19 protein-coding genes are annotated in these 18,082 nt (G+C 32.4%); 6 read left to right on the top strand and 13 right to left on the bottom strand.

From position 1 onward, the window contains the following. Positions 1-43 precede the first annotated feature (43 nt). Entirely contained in the window at positions 44-835 is a 792-nt protein-coding gene (locus ACW5YJ_RS05135; protein WP_017722917.1) for a glucose 1-dehydrogenase, read from the top strand. A 523-nt stretch (positions 836-1,358) separates the two neighbouring features. Here ACW5YJ_RS05135 and ACW5YJ_RS05130 read toward each other — a convergent pair. Next, positions 1,359-2,267 carry an AEC family transporter gene (locus ACW5YJ_RS05130; protein WP_017722916.1) on the bottom strand — a complete coding sequence of 303 codons (909 nt, stop codon included), beginning with the start codon at positions 2,265-2,267 and terminating at the stop codon, positions 1,359-1,361. Between the two features lie 153 nt (positions 2,268-2,420). On the opposite strand from ACW5YJ_RS05130, the gene ACW5YJ_RS05125 reads away from it, so the two are divergent. Both ACW5YJ_RS05125 and mspA read left to right on the top strand, forming a co-directional pair. Continuing rightward, positions 2,421-2,597 (top strand): SE1832 family protein, encoded by a 177-nt coding sequence (locus ACW5YJ_RS05125; protein WP_017722915.1) that lies wholly within the window; start codon positions 2,421-2,423, stop codon positions 2,595-2,597. 64 nt (positions 2,598-2,661) lie between these two features. Next, entirely contained in the window at positions 2,662-2,979 is a 318-nt protein-coding gene (gene mspA / locus ACW5YJ_RS05120; protein WP_017722914.1) for a membrane stabilizing protein MspA, read from the top strand. Positions 2,980-3,190: 211 nt separating this feature from the next. Here the strand turns inward: mspA and ACW5YJ_RS05115 are convergent, their stop codons facing one another. From ACW5YJ_RS05115 to ACW5YJ_RS05105, 3 genes are all read right to left on the bottom strand, one after another. Continuing rightward, complete coding sequence (locus tag ACW5YJ_RS05115; RefSeq protein ID WP_457338556.1) at positions 3,191-6,385, bottom strand: efflux RND transporter permease subunit; 3,195 nt, start codon at positions 6,383-6,385, stop codon at positions 3,191-3,193. Between the two features lie 190 nt (positions 6,386-6,575). Further along, positions 6,576-7,826, bottom strand: a complete 1,251-nt coding sequence (locus ACW5YJ_RS05110; RefSeq protein WP_017722912.1) for a lipid II:glycine glycyltransferase FemX — start codon at positions 7,824-7,826, stop codon at positions 6,576-6,578. Positions 7,827-8,193: 367 nt separating this feature from the next. Then, a complete protein-coding gene (locus ACW5YJ_RS05105; RefSeq protein ID WP_017722910.1) occupies positions 8,194-8,955 on the bottom strand; it encodes a VOC family protein in 762 nt (253 codons plus the stop codon). A gap of 212 nt (positions 8,956-9,167) precedes the next feature. On the opposite strand from ACW5YJ_RS05105, the gene ACW5YJ_RS05100 reads away from it, so the two are divergent. Together ACW5YJ_RS05100 and ACW5YJ_RS05095 are read left to right on the top strand one after the other, a co-directional pair. Further along, positions 9,168-9,602 carry a MarR family winged helix-turn-helix transcriptional regulator gene (locus ACW5YJ_RS05100; protein ID WP_017722909.1) on the top strand — a complete coding sequence of 145 codons (435 nt, stop codon included), beginning with the start codon at positions 9,168-9,170 and terminating at the stop codon, positions 9,600-9,602. 2 nt (positions 9,603-9,604) lie between these two features. Then, a complete protein-coding gene (locus ACW5YJ_RS05095; protein ID WP_107552255.1) occupies positions 9,605-10,816 on the top strand; it encodes an MFS transporter in 1,212 nt (403 codons plus the stop codon). 98 nt (positions 10,817-10,914) lie between these two features. Here ACW5YJ_RS05095 and ACW5YJ_RS05090 read toward each other — a convergent pair whose 3' ends face one another. The 7 genes from ACW5YJ_RS05090 to ACW5YJ_RS05060 form a co-directional block, all read right to left on the bottom strand. Further along, positions 10,915-11,274, bottom strand: a complete 360-nt coding sequence (locus tag ACW5YJ_RS05090) for a SarA family transcriptional regulator (RefSeq protein ID WP_017722907.1) — start codon at positions 11,272-11,274, stop codon at positions 10,915-10,917. A gap of 401 nt (positions 11,275-11,675) precedes the next feature. Next, on the bottom strand, positions 11,676-12,698 hold the full coding sequence (moaA, locus tag ACW5YJ_RS05085; protein ID WP_017722906.1) for a GTP 3',8-cyclase MoaA: 1,023 nt from the start codon (positions 12,696-12,698) through the stop codon (positions 11,676-11,678). A 14-nt stretch (positions 12,699-12,712) separates the two neighbouring features. Beyond that, positions 12,713-13,321, bottom strand: a complete 609-nt coding sequence (gene mobA, locus ACW5YJ_RS05080; protein WP_017722905.1) for a molybdenum cofactor guanylyltransferase MobA — start codon at positions 13,319-13,321, stop codon at positions 12,713-12,715. Positions 13,322-13,328: 7 nt separating this feature from the next. Beyond that, the gene (gene moaD / locus ACW5YJ_RS05075; RefSeq protein ID WP_017722904.1) at positions 13,329-13,562 is read right to left on the bottom strand and encodes a molybdopterin converting factor subunit 1; all 234 of its coding nucleotides are present in this window, start codon (positions 13,560-13,562) and stop codon (positions 13,329-13,331) included. After that, positions 13,559-14,014, bottom strand: a complete 456-nt coding sequence (locus tag ACW5YJ_RS05070) for a molybdenum cofactor biosynthesis protein MoaE (RefSeq protein WP_119613132.1) — start codon at positions 14,012-14,014, stop codon at positions 13,559-13,561. Before ACW5YJ_RS05070 ends, moaD begins: the two co-directional genes overlap by 4 nt. Continuing rightward, positions 14,015-14,506, bottom strand: coding sequence for a molybdopterin-guanine dinucleotide biosynthesis protein B (gene mobB / locus ACW5YJ_RS05065; RefSeq protein WP_457338555.1), 492 nt, complete (start codon positions 14,504-14,506; stop codon positions 14,015-14,017). It lies immediately after the preceding gene. After that, a complete protein-coding gene (locus tag ACW5YJ_RS05060; protein ID WP_017722901.1) occupies positions 14,503-15,762 on the bottom strand; it encodes a molybdopterin molybdotransferase MoeA in 1,260 nt (419 codons plus the stop codon). The genes mobB and ACW5YJ_RS05060 overlap by 4 nt, the downstream gene beginning before the upstream one ends. A gap of 65 nt (positions 15,763-15,827) precedes the next feature. On the opposite strand from ACW5YJ_RS05060, the gene moaC reads away from it, so the two are divergent. Next, positions 15,828-16,313, top strand: a complete 486-nt coding sequence (moaC, locus tag ACW5YJ_RS05055) for a cyclic pyranopterin monophosphate synthase MoaC (RefSeq protein WP_017722900.1) — start codon at positions 15,828-15,830, stop codon at positions 16,311-16,313. Between the two features lie 206 nt (positions 16,314-16,519). On the opposite strand, the gene ACW5YJ_RS05050 is transcribed toward moaC, so the two are convergent. Together ACW5YJ_RS05050 and ACW5YJ_RS05045 are read right to left on the bottom strand one after the other, a co-directional pair. Beyond that, entirely contained in the window at positions 16,520-17,020 is a 501-nt protein-coding gene (locus ACW5YJ_RS05050) for a MogA/MoaB family molybdenum cofactor biosynthesis protein (protein WP_026113504.1), read from the bottom strand. 16 nt (positions 17,021-17,036) lie between these two features. Further along, a complete protein-coding gene (locus ACW5YJ_RS05045; RefSeq protein WP_017722898.1) occupies positions 17,037-18,041 on the bottom strand; it encodes a ThiF family adenylyltransferase in 1,005 nt (334 codons plus the stop codon). Between the last annotated feature and the right edge of the window lie 41 nt (positions 18,042-18,082).

Raw genomic sequence — 18,082 nt, 5'->3', positions numbered from 1 at the left:
TGACCATGCTTTAAATTGTTACTAATTAAGGAGGAGTTTGAATATGTTCACAGATTTAGAAGGCAAAGTAGTAGTTATCACAGGTGGTAGTAGCGGCATTGGTAAAGCAATGGTAGAACAATTTGGTAAAGAAAAGGCTAAGGTTGTTATTAACTATCTTTCAGAAAGTTCATTAGACGATGTAGCTCAATCTATCAAATTAATTGAAGATGCAGGCGGACAAGCAATTAAAGTACATGCAGATGTATCAAAAGAAGAAGATGTAAATAATTTAATTAAAGCTGCAGTTGATACATTTGGAACATTAGATATTCTTATAAATAATGCTGGTTTTGAAAAACCAATCCCAACTCATGAGATGCCTTTAGAAGAATGGCAAAAAGTTATTGATATCAACTTAACTGGTGCATTTATCGGTTCAAAAGCTGCAGTTAATCAATTCCTTAAAGAAGATAAAAAAGGTATTATTCTTAACACATCAAGTGTACACGATAGAATTCCTTGGCCAAACTATGTAAACTACGCTGCTAGTAAAGGCGGCTTAAAATTAATGATGGAAACAATGTCTATGGAGTACGCTCAACACGGCATCCGCATTAATAATATTTCACCTGGTGCTATCGTAACAGAACATACAAGAGAGAAATTCTCTGATCCAGAAACACGCGCTGAAACATTAGAAATGATTCCAGCCAAAGAAATTGGTGAAGCTGATCAAGTTGCAAATGTTGCACGTTTCTTATGTTCAGATTTAGCTGACTACATTCATGGTACTACAATCTATGTAGACGGTGGTATGACAAACTACCCAGCATTTATGGGCGGTAAAGGTTAACTTTTATTTATCAATTAGACTTATCCCTGTTTAATGATAAACCATTAGTAAACCCGTTTAGGTAGCAATATTTTTTCGCAAACGATATCGTTGTCACACCCCGACAGCAATATCTAAATTAACCACGACTTATCTTTATGTCTCGATATTATGGCCCACAAGAATATTTAAGCTAAAGCTTATATGTTCTTGTGGGCCATTAAATTTACAATTACGATTAAGTACTCAAGACGTTAGTGAAATGTCCTGAGTACTTTTTGTTTATATATATAAGGGTTGTTAAATTAATCTTAACTGTACCTGTGTTCTTCCCTTTTTCAATTAATAAGTCAAATAAGAAAGTAGAGTAGAAAGCAATTTATTTAAAAAGATGTAATCATCCCGCGTAGACAAAGATGACTAGATTTGTTATAAGTTAAAATGTTTATCTGAGATAAATACTTATTTATAGATTAAGGCTGAGACAATCAATTTGTCCCAGCCTTAATCTATATTTTGTTATTAAATTATTGATTACGAATGTTTAAACAAATAAAGCTTGATAAATGTACAGAATGACAATACTAATTACAATAGTTAAATTCGTAACCATACCTACCAACGGTAAAGTTTTATATTTAAATTGTATGGAATAAGGTATGATAGCTACACCAACAGGTAATAACCAAGCAACTTGTAAAGTTGTTTTGATCATCTCATCTTCTACTGGTAAAAAGAAATGTACTAATAAACCAGCAAGTATACCTAAACCATAGTGTATAGCTAAATATTTAAGTGCAATCGGTAAAAACCTCTTATCAATGCTGAAGTTCAACATCAGACCTAGTAAAATCATTGATAATGGCATATTAGCCCCAGATAACACAGAGAAAAAATCAATTACTGGGTCTGGAAAATGAATATCAAGCATATTTAAAATAAACATTATGATATAAGTCATAAGTGGCACCGATTTGAGCAAGTTTTTCCCTAAATATTTAAAGTCGAAACTATCGCCGGCGCTACTAAAATAGCTACCGACAAAGTAAGTTACACCAAACATGATAATAGCCCCACCTATATCAGCCATACCAAAATATATCATCCCTGTTTGTGGCCATATTGCTTCAACGAGCGGATAAGCAAATAAACCTATATTCAATGAAGCCATCATCATGCCAGTCGCGCCGCGAATTTGGTTATCATATTTTATAAATAGCCAGACCACAATAATCTTGGCAAGAATACCATAAATAATCATCATTATTGGTAAAATTGAAAGTGATAAATCAAGTTCTGCACCATTCAAATTAACTATTACTAGCGAAGGCAAAGTGACATTTAATACTAAGGTAGAGAATACTTGGCTATCATTCGCCTTAAAATAATTAACCCTCTTTAATGTATAACCCAATGCAATCAGTATAATAATTATGATAAATTGTTGAGTCACAATAATCCTTCTTTCATTACATTATTTCGTTTTCATTCCATTTTCATACTTTAACATAAATGTTGGTTGTTTTAGAAGCTTTCGATTTCATGTTATAATTCTAGTCAATCTCATGTAGCCTAATGCTATTATAATAATAAGGAGTGACTAGCAATGGATTTAAATGATAAATTAGCAGAACTAAAATATGATTATGTCAGATTACAAGGCGATTTGGAAAAAAGAGAATCCGTCAATCAAGATGTTGACCCATTGGTAAGACAACTTGAAGAGATAGAAGAAGAAATTGCATCTGTGCGTTCAGAAATTAGTCGAAAAGATCATAAATAACATCCTAGTCAATCTATTTTTTACATGCTAAGATTAAGAGCGAATATAGAAAGGATGTCAACATATGCAACTATATCTTATCTTGTTACCAATACTTTATCTAATTGTGAGTTACATAAGCATATTTAAAATGAATACAATTATCACTCGTATTTTAAGAATAATTATGGCTCTATTATTACTATTTGTAGTAGCGATTACAACACTCTCATTCCCCGCAATTAACTGGTGGGTATTTATTCTACTCTTACTATTAGTTGGTAACGTGGAAATTACAAGTTTCAAAAGTGGTAAAAAAGACCAAAAAGCGGTTCAAATTTTAAATATTATTACAATAATTATATTTGTAATATATGTTATTTTAACTTTAGTATTATATTAATATGGAATACTTATACAAACGCGAGACCACAATCAATATTATAGTATTGATTGTGGTCTCGTCTTTTTTATATGAATTAAATAATTATGAGCAGAAACGCCTTCTATTAAGATGGTTTTATACTATTAGCTGATTGTTATTGAATATACTTATATTCATAACGGTCCGAGACACATACTTATGCCTCGGACTGTCCTTATACTTATTCAAACTATTTCTTTTTGCGTGTTACTTTATCTTTTAATGTAAACAATATTTCGTAAATAACTGGAACGACAATCAATGTTAATATTGTAGAAGATATCAATCCTCCGACAACAGTTGCTGCCATGCCTTTAGAAATAATAATTGAACTATCTTCACCAAATAGCATTGGCGCGAGTGCACCTATTGTGGCTAACGCCGTCATTAATATTGGTCTGATACGTGTTCCACCAGCCTCTAATAGCGCCTCTTTCATCTCTAGGCCTTGCTTTTGCTTATTAATCACTCTATCTATTAACACGATCGCATTAGTAACTACAATACCTATCAACATCAACATGCCTATCATGCTTGGTACAGAAATCGTTTCTCCTGTAATGACTAATGCTAGAACTACGCCAATCACTGTATATGGTAAAGAGAATAATATAGTGAATGGTGCAAGTGCCCCTTTAAATGTTAATACAAGCACTAAATACACAATGATAATAGCCGCTAACATTGCGAATGCTAATTGAGTAATGGCATTACCAATATCTTCATTCGCGCCTCCTACGTTAATTTTAACATTCGTAGGTGTATCAAGATTGTTCACTTTAGATAATACCTTTTGAGAGGTGCCACCTACATCGTCATTTGTCACTTTAGCTGAAACGGTAGCAGTATAATCACCTGCTTTTGTTTCTATCTTATTCGGTGTTTTAGTTTGTTCTAATGTAGCAATATCACTTAACTCTATAGCTTGCCCCATCGGTGTTTGTAATTTCGTACTTTCTAACTTTTCTTTCGACCAATCTGTTTCTTTATCTTCCTTAATTTTCACATCAATAGATTTCCCTTTTTCCTTGATGATAGTCACACTTTGCTCTGGCGTATTTTGGTTCAGGGTCATAGCTAATTGAGCAGCTGATAAACCATATTTTGCTGCTTTATTTTGTTCAACTTTAATATTATATTGATCATATGTCTGTGTTAAGTCAGATTTGACATTAGCCATACCCCTAACGTCCTTCATCTCATCTTCTACTTTATTAACTGTGTCTTTAATGGCTTCAAGTGTTGGACCTGTAACCGAAACTTCTAACTTATTATTACTACCACCTGTACCCATGTCTTGATTTGCCCATTCGCCTGGATGATTGTATTTTTCTAAGTGTTGTAATACTTTATCGGGCTCTTCATCAAAATTTGGTGTATTTGAATCGTATTCCACCATAATAGCCATACTGTTTGAGCTTCCAGTTGGATCAGTTGGCGATGCACCACCAACTGAGTATTGTACGGTTTTTACTTTATCTTTTTTATTTAAATATTTTTGAACTTGTTCCGCGTGATTTAATACGCCTTTTTCTGTTTCTCCTGGCTTTGGTGTATAGGTTAATGCCATGAATTTATCTTCACCAGTGGAAATAAAGCTAGTTCCTAATTTAGCTGCACCTAATCCTATACTTGCAATTAAGATGATTGTACTAACTAGGATGACAATCCATTTGTGATTTAAAGACCATTTTAAAATTACTTTGTATTTTCTACCAATAAATCCTAAAGATTCCTCTTTATAATGGTTAATACCCTTTTTAAAAAATGTAGCACTTAAAGCAGGTACAATTGTAATAGAAACAAGTAATGATGCTAATAGACTAAAGGCTATCGCTAATGCGAACGGTCTAAACATTTCACCAACAGAGCCGGTAACAAACGCTAAGGGTAAGAATACGATAATCGTTACGATTGTAGATGACATGATTGGTTTAAATACTTCACTCGTTGCACTTACAATTAATCGATCTCCTGTTAATGATTCATTTCTGTCTGATAATCTCCGATAAATATTTTCTACTACTACAATTGAATCATCAATGACACGACCGATTGCAACCGTCAATGCACCTAATGTTAAAATATTTAGTGATACATCCGATAATTTCAAAGCAATCATCGCTATTAAAATAGACATCGGTATTGAAACAATAGCTATTGTAGTTGTTCTAATATTTCTTAAAAATAATAGAATAACGATAATTGCAACAATCGTACCTAATATTGCTTTTTCAATCATAGTATACAGTGCATCTTCAATAGGTTTTGCTGTATCCATTACTTTTGTAGCTACCATATCTGGATTTTCTTTAATAAGTTTATCTATTTCTTTCTTCGTATCTTTTGCCACTTGAACTGTATTTGCATCTTGCGCTTTTGTTATCTGAACATTTACAGCATCTTTACCATTTGTTTTAGATATGGACTCTCGTTCATCCCCAGCTGTTACATCAGCAATATTTTTTAATTTAACTGAAGGTATCTCGGCTCCGTCAGTTTGACTACTTGCTGTCGAATTGTCAGGTTGCGACTGAGCCTCAAGTGAACTTTGTGATTCAGTTTGACCATTGGATTCTTGCATCGTTGCATCACTCGAATTACTTTCAGTTTGAGACTGAGTACCTGAGCTTGCACCAGCAGATAGTGGTATATCTATGTTTTTGAGTGCATCTACAGATGTAAACTCACCATCAATAACCACGGATTTTTCTGTGTTATTAAATTGGAACAATCCCAATGGCGTTTCACTTGTCGCACTTTTCAAATACTGTTCAACACTATCTTTTGTTAAACCGCTGCTCTCGAGTTTCTCTTGGTCAAATTTAATAGACACTTCACGAGATGTTTGCCCATTTAATTGAGCATTTTGTACACCATCTATTGTTTGTAGCTTCGGTATTAATTGATGATTAATTTTGTTAGTTGTATCTTTTAAGTTATTGTCTTTAGTCGTAAATGAATACGCTACAATCGGAAAGGCGTCCATAGAACTTCTTGAAAGTTCAGGTTCTTCAACGCCCTCCGTAAATTTTATTTTATCAATTTCTTTTTTCAAATCATTTTCTGCTTTATCTAAGTCTACACTTTCTTCATATTCTACTGTAACCATGGAAGCATTTTGTATAGATTGCGCTGTGACATTTTTAACACTGGCCATCGATCTAACTTGATCATCAATTTTATCACTAACATCCTCTTTAACTGTTTCTGGTGTGGCACCTGGCATAGACGTTTGTACTGTAATCATTGGAGATTCTACATCTGGTAATAATTCTAGTTTCATTTTTGCACTAGCATATAATCCACCTAAAATAACTAATAGTACCATTAGAAATATGGCAAATTTGTTCCCTAGTGAAAACTGTAACAGTTTCTTTATCATATTGTTTCCCCTCTCCCGTTTCTTAAAAATCACACATTCCATTTTAATAACAAACATTTCCCTTTTTACTGCAATAACATTAATTAATATAAATACCGGTAAAATATGTATACATAAATAGCGCACGTTATATAGTTTATTAAATTAATTCTAAAACTTTATAACGTGCATGCATTTGAATTTAAACTGCTTATTTATTTTTTAATTTACGTGATAATTTAATTTTTGCTTTTGTAAGTTTAGGTTTAAAGTTTTCGATAACTTGATATAGTGGTTGATTTAACACATAATCAAATTCACCAATTTTTTCACTCAAATAAGTGCCCCAAACTTTTTTGAATGTCCATAGGCCGTAATGATCAGAAGATTTATCTGGATCATTATCTGTACCACCAAAATCATAAGTCGTTGCGCCATGCTCTCTAGCATACTGCATCATTGCAAATTGCATATGATGGTTTGGTAAGAAATTACGATATTCATTTGAAGAAGCACCATATAAATAGTACGATTTATTACCTGCAAACATTAACAATGCGCCTGATAAATATATACCTTCAGGATGTTTGGCTTCTAATTCAATCATTTCCTCAATGAGTTCTTGTGTTTTACTTATTTTATTATCTGCATCGTTAAGTTTGTTAATTGTCTTTTTATCTTGTTTCTTATCGGCTAATTTTACTTTTTCAGCTTCAATTTCTTGTAACTCTTTTCTTAATTCTTGTAGGACTGGTTTTGGTTCTAACTTAACTAGGAATAGTTCTGCATCTCCGTCAGGATGCAAGGCATCATATATATTCTGGAAATAGCTGATATCTCTTGTTAAAAATCCATCACGTTCGCCTGTAATTTGCATTAATTTAGCAAATGTCTTTAAACCTTCTCTATTTGAACGTTCAACTGTAGTGCCACGTTTTAATGCTAATCTTACTTTCGAACGATTACGACGTTCAAAACTTTGAATCAATTCTTCATCTGTTTTATCGATAGGCGTTATCATTGTCATTCTTGGTTGTATATAGTCTTTAGATAGTCCTTCTTTAAACCCTTTATGTTTAAAGCCTAATGCACGTAAATTGGTTAAAGCTTCTGCACCTTTATCTACCTCTACATCTGGATCAATCTTAATCGCATATGCTTTCTCTTCTTTAGCGATTTGCATTGCTGCTTCCAATAACGTCTCTAAAGCTAATTTATTGCTGTAGTCAGTAACAAACCCACGTGAAATATAGCAAAGTGTATAAGGTAACTTAGGCACTTTTTTAAATAATAGCTGACCTACTCCAACAATTTCTCCATCTTCTCCAACTGCGATACGTCTTGAATACCAGCCAGTTAATGTTTTGGTTTCAGCCCATTTAGTTAATTGTAATAAGTCACCTTGCGGATGAGCTTTAACAAATGCATCATGCGCTTGATTAGTGATATTCATCTTTTCCATAAAAACTGATGTCTCCTTTATCAATTCAATTCTATGATATTATATATTGTTTTATTCTAATTTTCACATACAAACTATCATTTGCTATACTATAATAAATATAGAAATGAGGTTTTTTTATGCGAATTTTTATTATTGGCTTACTATTATTAATTAATTTAATTTTCATTTTTCAAGCTATCAATGAACCACTTACAATTTCATACTTAAGTTTAAGAATTATTTTAGCAGCATTTACATTTATAATAACTGTTTATTTACTACTATTGCGTACTCAAAAAATTTCTACTTACTTAGCTATTTTAACACTTATCACATCTTTGATACACATATTCATAATCGCACACAGCGCATACTTGTATATTTATTAGTCTGCTATAAATTTGTAACTTAAGCCGCGTATAATTAATGTGTAAGGAGACGTTGTTTTATTATCTTTTATAGTGACTGATTTATAACCTGAGTCAGTGCCATCACTAATGTTAAATAATGTCTCATCGCCTTTTAATTTTAATGTTGTGACACTTTCTGTTTCGTTTATTATTTCCATATCAAACCAACGTTGCCACTTATTCACTGTATGTTTGCGCTCAGTACTAGACAGTTCTACTGATTGAATTATGAATTCATTTTGACGCAGTGACTCTAACTTTTCATTTCGCGTATCTTCTTGTTCATTCCACTGGATAAAAAATGGGGGTTTCACTCTATAGTCTGGGTCTGCAATATATAATAATTTCCATGATGTTTTATCGCCTTTCATATTCTCTCTTTGCATGTTTACAGGTCCAATAACGTCTATATCTTTTTCCTCTAAATCTACTTTTAGTTGGTCGATATCTTGCGTACGAAATGCCAATGTTTTTAAACCTTGTGCATAATTATCTTGAACTATTTTAGAAGGAAATGACACTCTACCTTCATCAGTTTTAATAATTTTTTGCAAGACGTCTGGCTTATAAACATCTATCAATTCAATATATGCATTGCTTAAATAAGACAACCTATTGTATGTACCTAATCTCTCGTGTTGTCCACCTTGTTGTAAAGTTAGCAAATGTCCTGGGTATTTAAAGTTGTCTAAATGTTGAATATAGTGTACTAAATGATCTAATTTTAAATTTTGCATAACTTTTCTCCCCTATTTTCATCTTTAACCTTATCATAACAAATTGCGTACTACTTTACTTCTTATAAGTGGCTAAGGAAGTTGTTAATTAACTCTTTACCGTAAGTTTTAATTATTATTTCAAAACGATGCTATTGATTTATTTCATAAAAAGGCTTAAAATATTATCTGTTATTAAAAGTTAGCTTTGCTAACTAATTTAGGAGGCCATTATGAATACACCAAGCATATTCAATAATTTAATTGCAGTTTATCGACCTTATACAAAGTTATTTTCACCTATATTTGAAGACTATGACTTATATCCTGCACAATGGTTAGTGATGAAAGATATTGCACATAATGCACCAACAACATTAGTTCAAATTTCTAAACGCCGTGCAATCGAAAAGCCTACAACTCGAAAAATCTTAAAAGTACTCTCTGAAAAATCATTGTTAAAAATTGAAACTGGAGAAGATAAAAGAGAAAAATTATTATCTTTTTCTGAAGAAGGTCAAACTCTTTATGACAATATAAATGAACGCGTTTCTATCGTACAAGAAGAAATACTTCAAAAAACTAATTTATCCGAAGCTGACCTGAATCATACAGTTCAAGTCATTCAAAAAATTCATGAAGAAATAACTAAAATGGAGGAAATGTAAAAATGAATCAATCATCATCCGTGAGATCACCTATATGGACTAAAAGCTTTAATATCAATTTTATAACGAACTTTGCAATATATCTTAGCATGTATTTACTCATAGTTATTATAGCGAGTTATACTAAATCAGAATACCATGTCTCCGATAGTATAGCCGGACTCGTTTCAGGCCTTTTTATAATAGGGTCCCTAATTGGACGATTTGCTACAGGTAAGTATGTTAATAAAATAGGTCCAAAGACCATTTTATTAGTAGGTTTAATATTCTTAATCATCACACAGCTCTTTTATTTTATAGAAGGCTCATTGGCACTATTAATGTTCACTAGATTAATTAATGGGATTGCTACAGGTATTACTACTACTGCAACTGGTACAATTGCAGCATACGTAACACCAAATGATAGAAAAAGTGAAGGTATTAGCTTATTCTCGCTAAGTCTTGTTATTGGTGCTGCAATAGGTCCATTCTTTGGTCTCTTACTTATCAATACTTTTCCAATTAAATTATTATTTTTAATTTGTTTAGTTTGTGGCATTGTTAGTTTTATTATTTCATTCTTTGTAAACTTAGATTTCAAATTAGAAACAAAAACACAAACCACTTCTGAACATGTTAAAAATAAGAAATTTAATATAAACAATTATATAGCAAAAGAAGCAGTACCTGTCGCTATCATCATGTTAATATCAGGTCTGACTTATTCATCTATTCTTACGTTTTTACAGTTCTTCGCTCAAGAAATTAATCTCGTAACCATATCTAGTTACTTCTTTATATTTTATGCTATTGCCTCATTAGTTACTCGTCCAATAGCAGGTCGCTTAATGGACCAAAAAAATGAAAATGTTATTGCATACCCTGCATTCTTTTTCTTAATTATTACTTTTTTAACCTTGAGTATTACAAATAATGGTTGGTTACTTATTCTAGCAGGTCTATTCTTAGGTGCCGGTTATGGTAATATTTCTTCCTGCATGCAAGCAATTGCTATAAAAGTATCTCCTCCTGCAAAATATGGTATAGCTACTTCAACTTATTTTATAGGGCTTGATTTAGGGCTTGGTTTTGGACCTTATGTTTTAGGTTTTATCACTTCTACTGTTAGTTATGCGCAGCTGTACGGCATTATGGCAATTATTGTACTAATAACTGCAATTATTTATTATTTTTTACATGGTAGAAAAGTAAAAAAAATCGTTTCTAACTAAAAACTTTATAACTAACACTAACTCAATATTATGATAAGGCTGGGACAATTAACTTGTCCCAGCCTTATCTTTGTTTTTGTAATTATATTACTTATGTATCATTTTGATGGTTGCGCAACATTAATTTGTTCAACCTCTTTAATAATGTCATCTAACAACTGTATCTGCTCATTATTATAATAATAGAAAACTTGTCTTTCGTCTGTTTCAGAACGCACTTTCGAAATCAATTCTTTTTTATAAATCTTTCTTATAATTACATCAATTTTGCTAGTATCCCAAAGCATTTCGAAATGAAGGACGTCACGTAATTCTTTACCACTTATTCTTGTAGCTTCGTATACTTTAAACAATACAACAAATTCTTCAATCGACATTTTATGCTTTGATTTCAACCAATGCTTTAACTGACACAAATCTCTTTCAGATGTTATAAAATATGATACTTTACTATCCATAAAAATGGCCTCCTTATTGACTACTCTAGTTGTTTTAATTCTTTTTATTTGGCTTTACTTAATGAATAAGCTTCAAAAGTATTATATAACACTTTCTTCTTTTAATCTATTATTTTTAATCGAAAAGATAAATATTTTTTTCTATTGAACATTATTTATATCACTTAAAATGAATATCTTCAAAAATTTGTATTCTCTAAAATGTTTCAACATCGATTAACCTCTTTGTTTAACATTATTATTTTATAATACTTTAATCTCTTTATGATATGATACATATATAATAGTATTTACTATGATAAATTATTTTATTTTTTTATTTTTCAAAATAAAAAATCCCTATTAAAGTGTTCAAAGTGTTAAATGACTACTTTAATAGGGCTGTGGTTATATGAATCGAATTAACCGCCAATATAATTCATATTTATTTTTTTACGTTTTCTATTTTCAACTGTTTGGGCTGTACGTTCATCTGAATAACGATCGTCTCTTATATTCCAAAGAAGCTTAAATTGTTCTAATAACTCAGCATTAGTTGCACCATCTCTCATAAATGATTTAACATCGAAGCCATCTACTGTACTAAATAAACAACCATAAAACTTGCCATCTGATGATAGTCTAGCGCGAGTACATGTAGAACAAAAAGATTGAGAAACGCTAGTAATCAATCCAAATTGTGCTCCAGTACCTTTATGTTTATAATATTTGGCCACTTCCCCGTAGTATTTTGGTTTGACCGCTTCAATATCAAAATCTTTTTCAATCATTTCTAACATTTCATCTTTCGTAACAACTTTACTAAAATCCCAACCATTATCATTACCGACATCCATAAATTCGATAAACCTAATTTCAATTTCCTTCTCTTTAAAATATTGAATCATTGGAAGAATTTGATTATCGTTGACACCCTTTTGTACAACAACGTTGACTTTCACCTGAAAACCAATAGAAACAGCATAATCAATCTGTTGTAGGATTGTTGAAGCTTTAATATTTCTATTATTTATGTTTTGGAACACTTCATCTTCAATAGCATCAAGACTTACGTTTATACGTCTTAAACCAGCATCATATAACTTTTGACCATGTTTTTTTAATAGCAAACCATTGGTAGTAAGTCCAATATCTTCTATTCCCTCAATTTGATTTAATTTATAAATAAGTTTATCCAAATCACGTCTTAATAACGGTTCTCCACCTGTTATTCTTATCTTTTTCACACCTAACTTTGTATAGACATGAGCTATACGTACCATTTCATCAAATGAAAGTAGTTCATCTTTAGGTAAGAACACAAAGTCATCACCAAAAATTTCTTTTGGCATACAATAATCGCAACGAAAATTACATCTATCGGTAACTGACAATCTTAAATCACGAATCGGACGTCCCAGTTTATCAGTTATTTGTTCTACCATAACGTTAGGCCTCCTTATCTATTTAATATATCTTGTTGTAAAGAGTCCAAATCTTGTTGATAATTTATATTTTTATACCAATAGCCTGGTGATTGTATTGTATCTACACTTAACCAGTCACTTTTAACTTTACTATATACATTTTTCAAGCTGAAATCATCCGAAGCTAAAGCTTCGTTCATCGTATTCAATGTATGTGGGCTATAAAATGCCAAAGTTGGTATTGGTCTTCCCTGTTCATGAAAACCTGCAACGTCTAATTGATCTTCTATCAAATGTTCCACCATAAATTGATATAATTTACTAATGGCTTTTTGCGTTATCATTGGTGTATCAACCGAAATCACAAAAAAGAGCTCTTCGTTTTTATATAAGTTCATCACGGAACGAATACCTGCCAAAGGACCTTTCTCTTTATTTTGATCATCGTCAATAACAATATCTTCATAATCAAACTGTGAAGCTAAATTCTCATTTGTACTAATTATGATTTGATTAAACATATTTGTTGCTTCTAACACACTGATAATTCGCTTATAAAAATATTGGGAATCTATTTGTGCAAAAGCTTTTGGTTCGCCGAATCTCTCAGATTGTCCTCCGGCAAGTATAATAGCCTTCATGTCTTATTTACCCTCCGCTAACTGGTGGAATTAATGCCACTGTATCATTTGGATGTACTATATCATCTTGTTGAACGAATTCTTCATTAATTGCGATTTGAAATTGTTTATCATTGATTTGTGGGTAACGCTCAAATAAATCTGTTAAAAATTCATTTACTGTAATATCATAACTCAAATCAATCTCTTCAGACGTTTTTTCTAATATATCTTTGATTTCTGCAAAGTATAATATCTTCATTTAGAATCATCTCCTATAATAGCATCATTATAATTACCATGTTGATGACCTTGCCATTGCGCACCATCTTCCCATATCTCTTTTTTCCAAATAGGCACAATTTCCTTAATGCGTTCTATTGCATATTCATTTGCACGGTAGGCGTCTTTACGATGAGGAGATGAAACACTTATAAGTACAGCAATATCTGATATCTTTAGTGGTCCTATCCTATGGACGATCGCCGTTAAAGTCCCTGGCCATTTCTTTGCAATTTCATCACCTATTTGAGCAAGTTTCTTCTCTGCCATAGGAATATAAGCTTCATATTCAAGGTATTCTGTTTTTATTCCTTTTGTCCATTCTCTTACATGTCCTGTAAAAACTACAATCGCACCCTGATGTTCATTTAAAACAAACTCTCTATACTGTTCTGTTTGTATGGGTTCATTCACTACTTCAAACTGCTTCATTTAATGCATTCCTTTTATCTTAAAATAAGTTAATAACCAATTCTCATAATATTCCATTGCATTAATATCATTCATTTTCATATAATACCGTACATTGGAAAGCTTGGCTAAAGTTTGGCGCTCATATTCATTAGTGTAAACAACTACTTTATCAAAAACTGCATTTTTAAAACCTTCTACCAATATGATGTCACTGTCTATTGTAACAGATTCATTTATGATTTCCTCAAGACTTTGTTCCTCAATTCTTGTCACTGTTTGTTGATATAAATGCCCCTGTACAATGCTTTGATCAGCACCAGCATGAAAATGTTTCATATGATCCACTTGTTCTTTTTGTAAGGTAATATCATCATCTTGGAAATCCTGTTGATGTTGTCCATGATGCTTTACAGTAGCAACAGTTAAGTTATGTTCTTTCAAAAGTTCAATTGTATGAGACATCAAAGTGGTCTTTCCTGAATTTTTAAAACCTACTATTTGTAGAATCATATAAAACAATCCGTTTCATAAGCTTGTGACTCCGTTAAAATAACATCTACTGTATACCCTTTTTGATATCCTCTTGTTCCACCTGGTAACATTATCATCGCATTGCTGTGCGCAATAGCAACGACTGCCCCTGATTTATTAAATCCCGAAGGCACGACTGTCATTGACTTTCCATTAAAAGTAGCCGTTGCTCGTACGAAACGTGTAAATGGATTGGCTTTGGTTAGATCTTCCATTAAGGTTGCCTGTATTATTTGAGGATAAACAGCTGTTGCTCCCATCATATGCAGTACAGCAGGTTTAACATATAGTTCAAAACCAGTAAAACATGCCGATGGATTACCAGATAGACCAAATAAATATTTACCATCAGCTACAGCTACTGTTGTAACACTACCAGGTCGCATTGCAATTTTATTAAATAGCACCTCCGCATTAATCTCGTCATAAATTTGTGGTAAATAATCAAAGTCACCAACAGAAACACCTCCTGTTGTAATAACAATATCATGTTTAGACATAGCATCTTTTACAACTTGAATACTACTTTTTAAATCATCTTCTTGAATTTGGTAAGATGCAACATCTAAATTAAACTTTTGACTTAAAGCAACAATCATTGGTCCATTTGAATTTCTGATTTTACCTGGTTCTAAGTCATCGCCAACTTCTAGCAACTCACTCCCTGTCGCAATAACGCCGATACTAGGCTTATCAAACACTTTAACTTGTGTGTAACCATACGTTGCTAGAACTGCTATAGCACCTGGGTTGATTTGTTGTCCTTTATTTAGAACCGTATCACCAATCTGTGTTTCTTCACCTTTTAAAGATACATTCTCATAAGCAGTAAATGACTTTCTTATAGTAAAACTTTGTTCATCTTCTACTGTTTGTTCTAACATTACTACTGCATCTGCACCTTTTGGCATTTCAGCTCCTGTCATAATACGTACCGCTTCAAAAGGTCCTACTTCCTTTTCAGAAACTGATCCTGCACCAATATGGTCGACCACTGTAAAAGTAATTCTATGGTCTCCACTGGCACCTTCAGTGTCTCTACTTCTCAGTGCAAATCCATCATAAGGTGATTTATTAAATCTCGGGATTTCATATGTAGCTACAATATCTTCCGCTAATATATAATTAACGCTGTTTTCTAAAGGCACTTCGATTTGTTTTGTATATATATCTTGGCTCACAACACGCTCGATTGCTTCTCTTACTGGTATTGGATTTCTTTTTTCAACTGGCATTTAAAATCTACTCCTTAAAAAAATGGATTTCGTGATATACTAGGAAACGATTAGGAGGGATAACTTTGTCTGAATTCACACATATCAATGAACAAGGTAACGCTAAAATGGTTGATGTCTCAGAAAAAAACATTACCAAACGCACAGCCATTGCGCATTCAAGTATTACAGTTAATCAAGCAATTTATCAGCAAATTGTCGATAATACAAATAAAAAAGGCAATGTACTCAATACTGCACAAATCGCGGGTATCATGGCTGCTAAAAATACTGCTGATATTATTCCTATGTGCCATCCATTACCGCTTACCGGGATTGATATTTCATTTAACTGGAAAGAAAGTGAAACATCATTTACTTTAAATATCCAAGCGAGCGTTTCAACAACTGGAAAAACTGGTGTCGAAATGGAAGCACTTACCGCAGCATCTGCAGTTGCGTTAACTGTATATGACATGACGAAAGCTTTAGATAAAAGTATGATTATTGGTGAAACATATTTACTATCTAAAACTGGTGGTAAATCCGGTGATTTCCAACGACCGAATTAATATCTGGTTATACATGTTTGTTAGACACTTGCAAAACTATATTACATATCACAATATGACTTAGGTATTATATGACCTTAAATTCAATATCGTGTTTGGTAATAGATGACACTACGTATCACAATTGTTTTGACTATTGAGTCAAACTTTTGAGAGAGAGATAACGAAATCAATTGAAACTTTTTGATTTTTATCTCTCTCCTATTTTATTTAGTTATTTCTTGAACTAAATGATTTAATTCAGGTTTGATTAGTTTGTTCAATGCTAACTTAACTGCACCGGTAGAACCAGGCACACTAAAAATTAACTGTTTACCAACTGTGCCTGCGATCGCCCTCGATAATAATGCACGGCTCCCAACATCTTCAGTATAACTAAGATACCTAAACAACTCTCCAAATCCTTCAATTTCTTTTGTGATAAGAGAAGAAACTGCTTCTATTGTCACATCTCTTTGTGCAATACCCGTGCCACCCGTAGTGATAATAACGTCAATTTCTTCGGTTGACCATTGCTTTAACTGAGTTTGTATTGCAGTTATATCATCTTTTACAATACAGTAATGATTATCAGCAATATGAACGTTCAATTCAGAAAGAAGAGATATTGCCAATTGGCCACCTTTATCTGTATCGTAGTTTCTTGTGTCAGATACAGTTAATATTGCACAATTAATATCTTTATCTAACTTTACATTTGTATGCATCATTATTAATTCTCCTTTATCCAAAAAGTTGATTCATTAGTGTAATAGCCATATCAGGCTTGGTCATACCATGTATCAGCATTCTCCCATTTTTGAAACTTACTATGCGATACCCTTTGTATTTAAATTGAAGCAGATAGTCATTTCGTTTAAATGGAATTTCATATTCTGTTAAAAATGCTTCTAACATTTCCTGGGAAATGTTAGGGTTTTCATACTGTACCGTATCTCTCCCACATAAACTGACAAATTGACGCTTTGTTTCGTTTAAATATGGATATGTAGGTGATTCCCCACATGTTGGACAATGTAGTCGCTGTAATTTACTATAACCAAACGTAAAATGTGTTCCGTCCCATAAGTCTCCATATGTTACTTTGGTGCTAATATCTTGCTGGGTTAATACTTTTAACGCATCTCTCATCTGTAAACTTGTAGTCATACTTACAGCTGGTTGAATGACACCAACTGTATCACAAGTTCTATTAATAACAGGTAATTGTGGCATCAAACAATTAAAGCACGGTGTTAAACCTGGAATAAACGCGGTTTCTATATATGTGCTTTCTACAACACCACCATATATCCAAGGTATCCTTTGCTGAAACGCAAAATCGTTAATCATTTGACGTGTTTCAAAATTATCTGTCGCATCTAATATAAGCTGTACATTTTTACATTGTTCATCCAAAAACTGTCGATCAACATGTGCAATATGACAACTTAAATTTAAATCTTGGCGAATTGCCATTAAATGTCGTTCAGCTGCTACGACTTTAGGTAATGCTTCATTTGCATCAGTTTCCGTATATAAAGTTTGTCTTTGTAAATTACTGAACTCAATATAATCTCTATCTACAATTGTAAGTTCACCTAACCCAGCACGAACTAAACTTTCAGCAAGATGCGTCCCTAAAGCACCCATCCCAATAATCACGACATGCGCGTTTATAATTTTATCTTGGCCTTTAGAACCAATGTGCTTAAATAACGTTTGTCTCGAATAGCGATCTTTAGTCACAAGCATTACCCTTTCTATACATCATTGTTACTATTATAAAT

The organism is Staphylococcus sp. mip270_02 (assembly GCF_054031535.1).
Note: the sequence above shows the minus strand (reverse complement) of the source record. Positions and strands in the feature narration are given on the sequence as shown.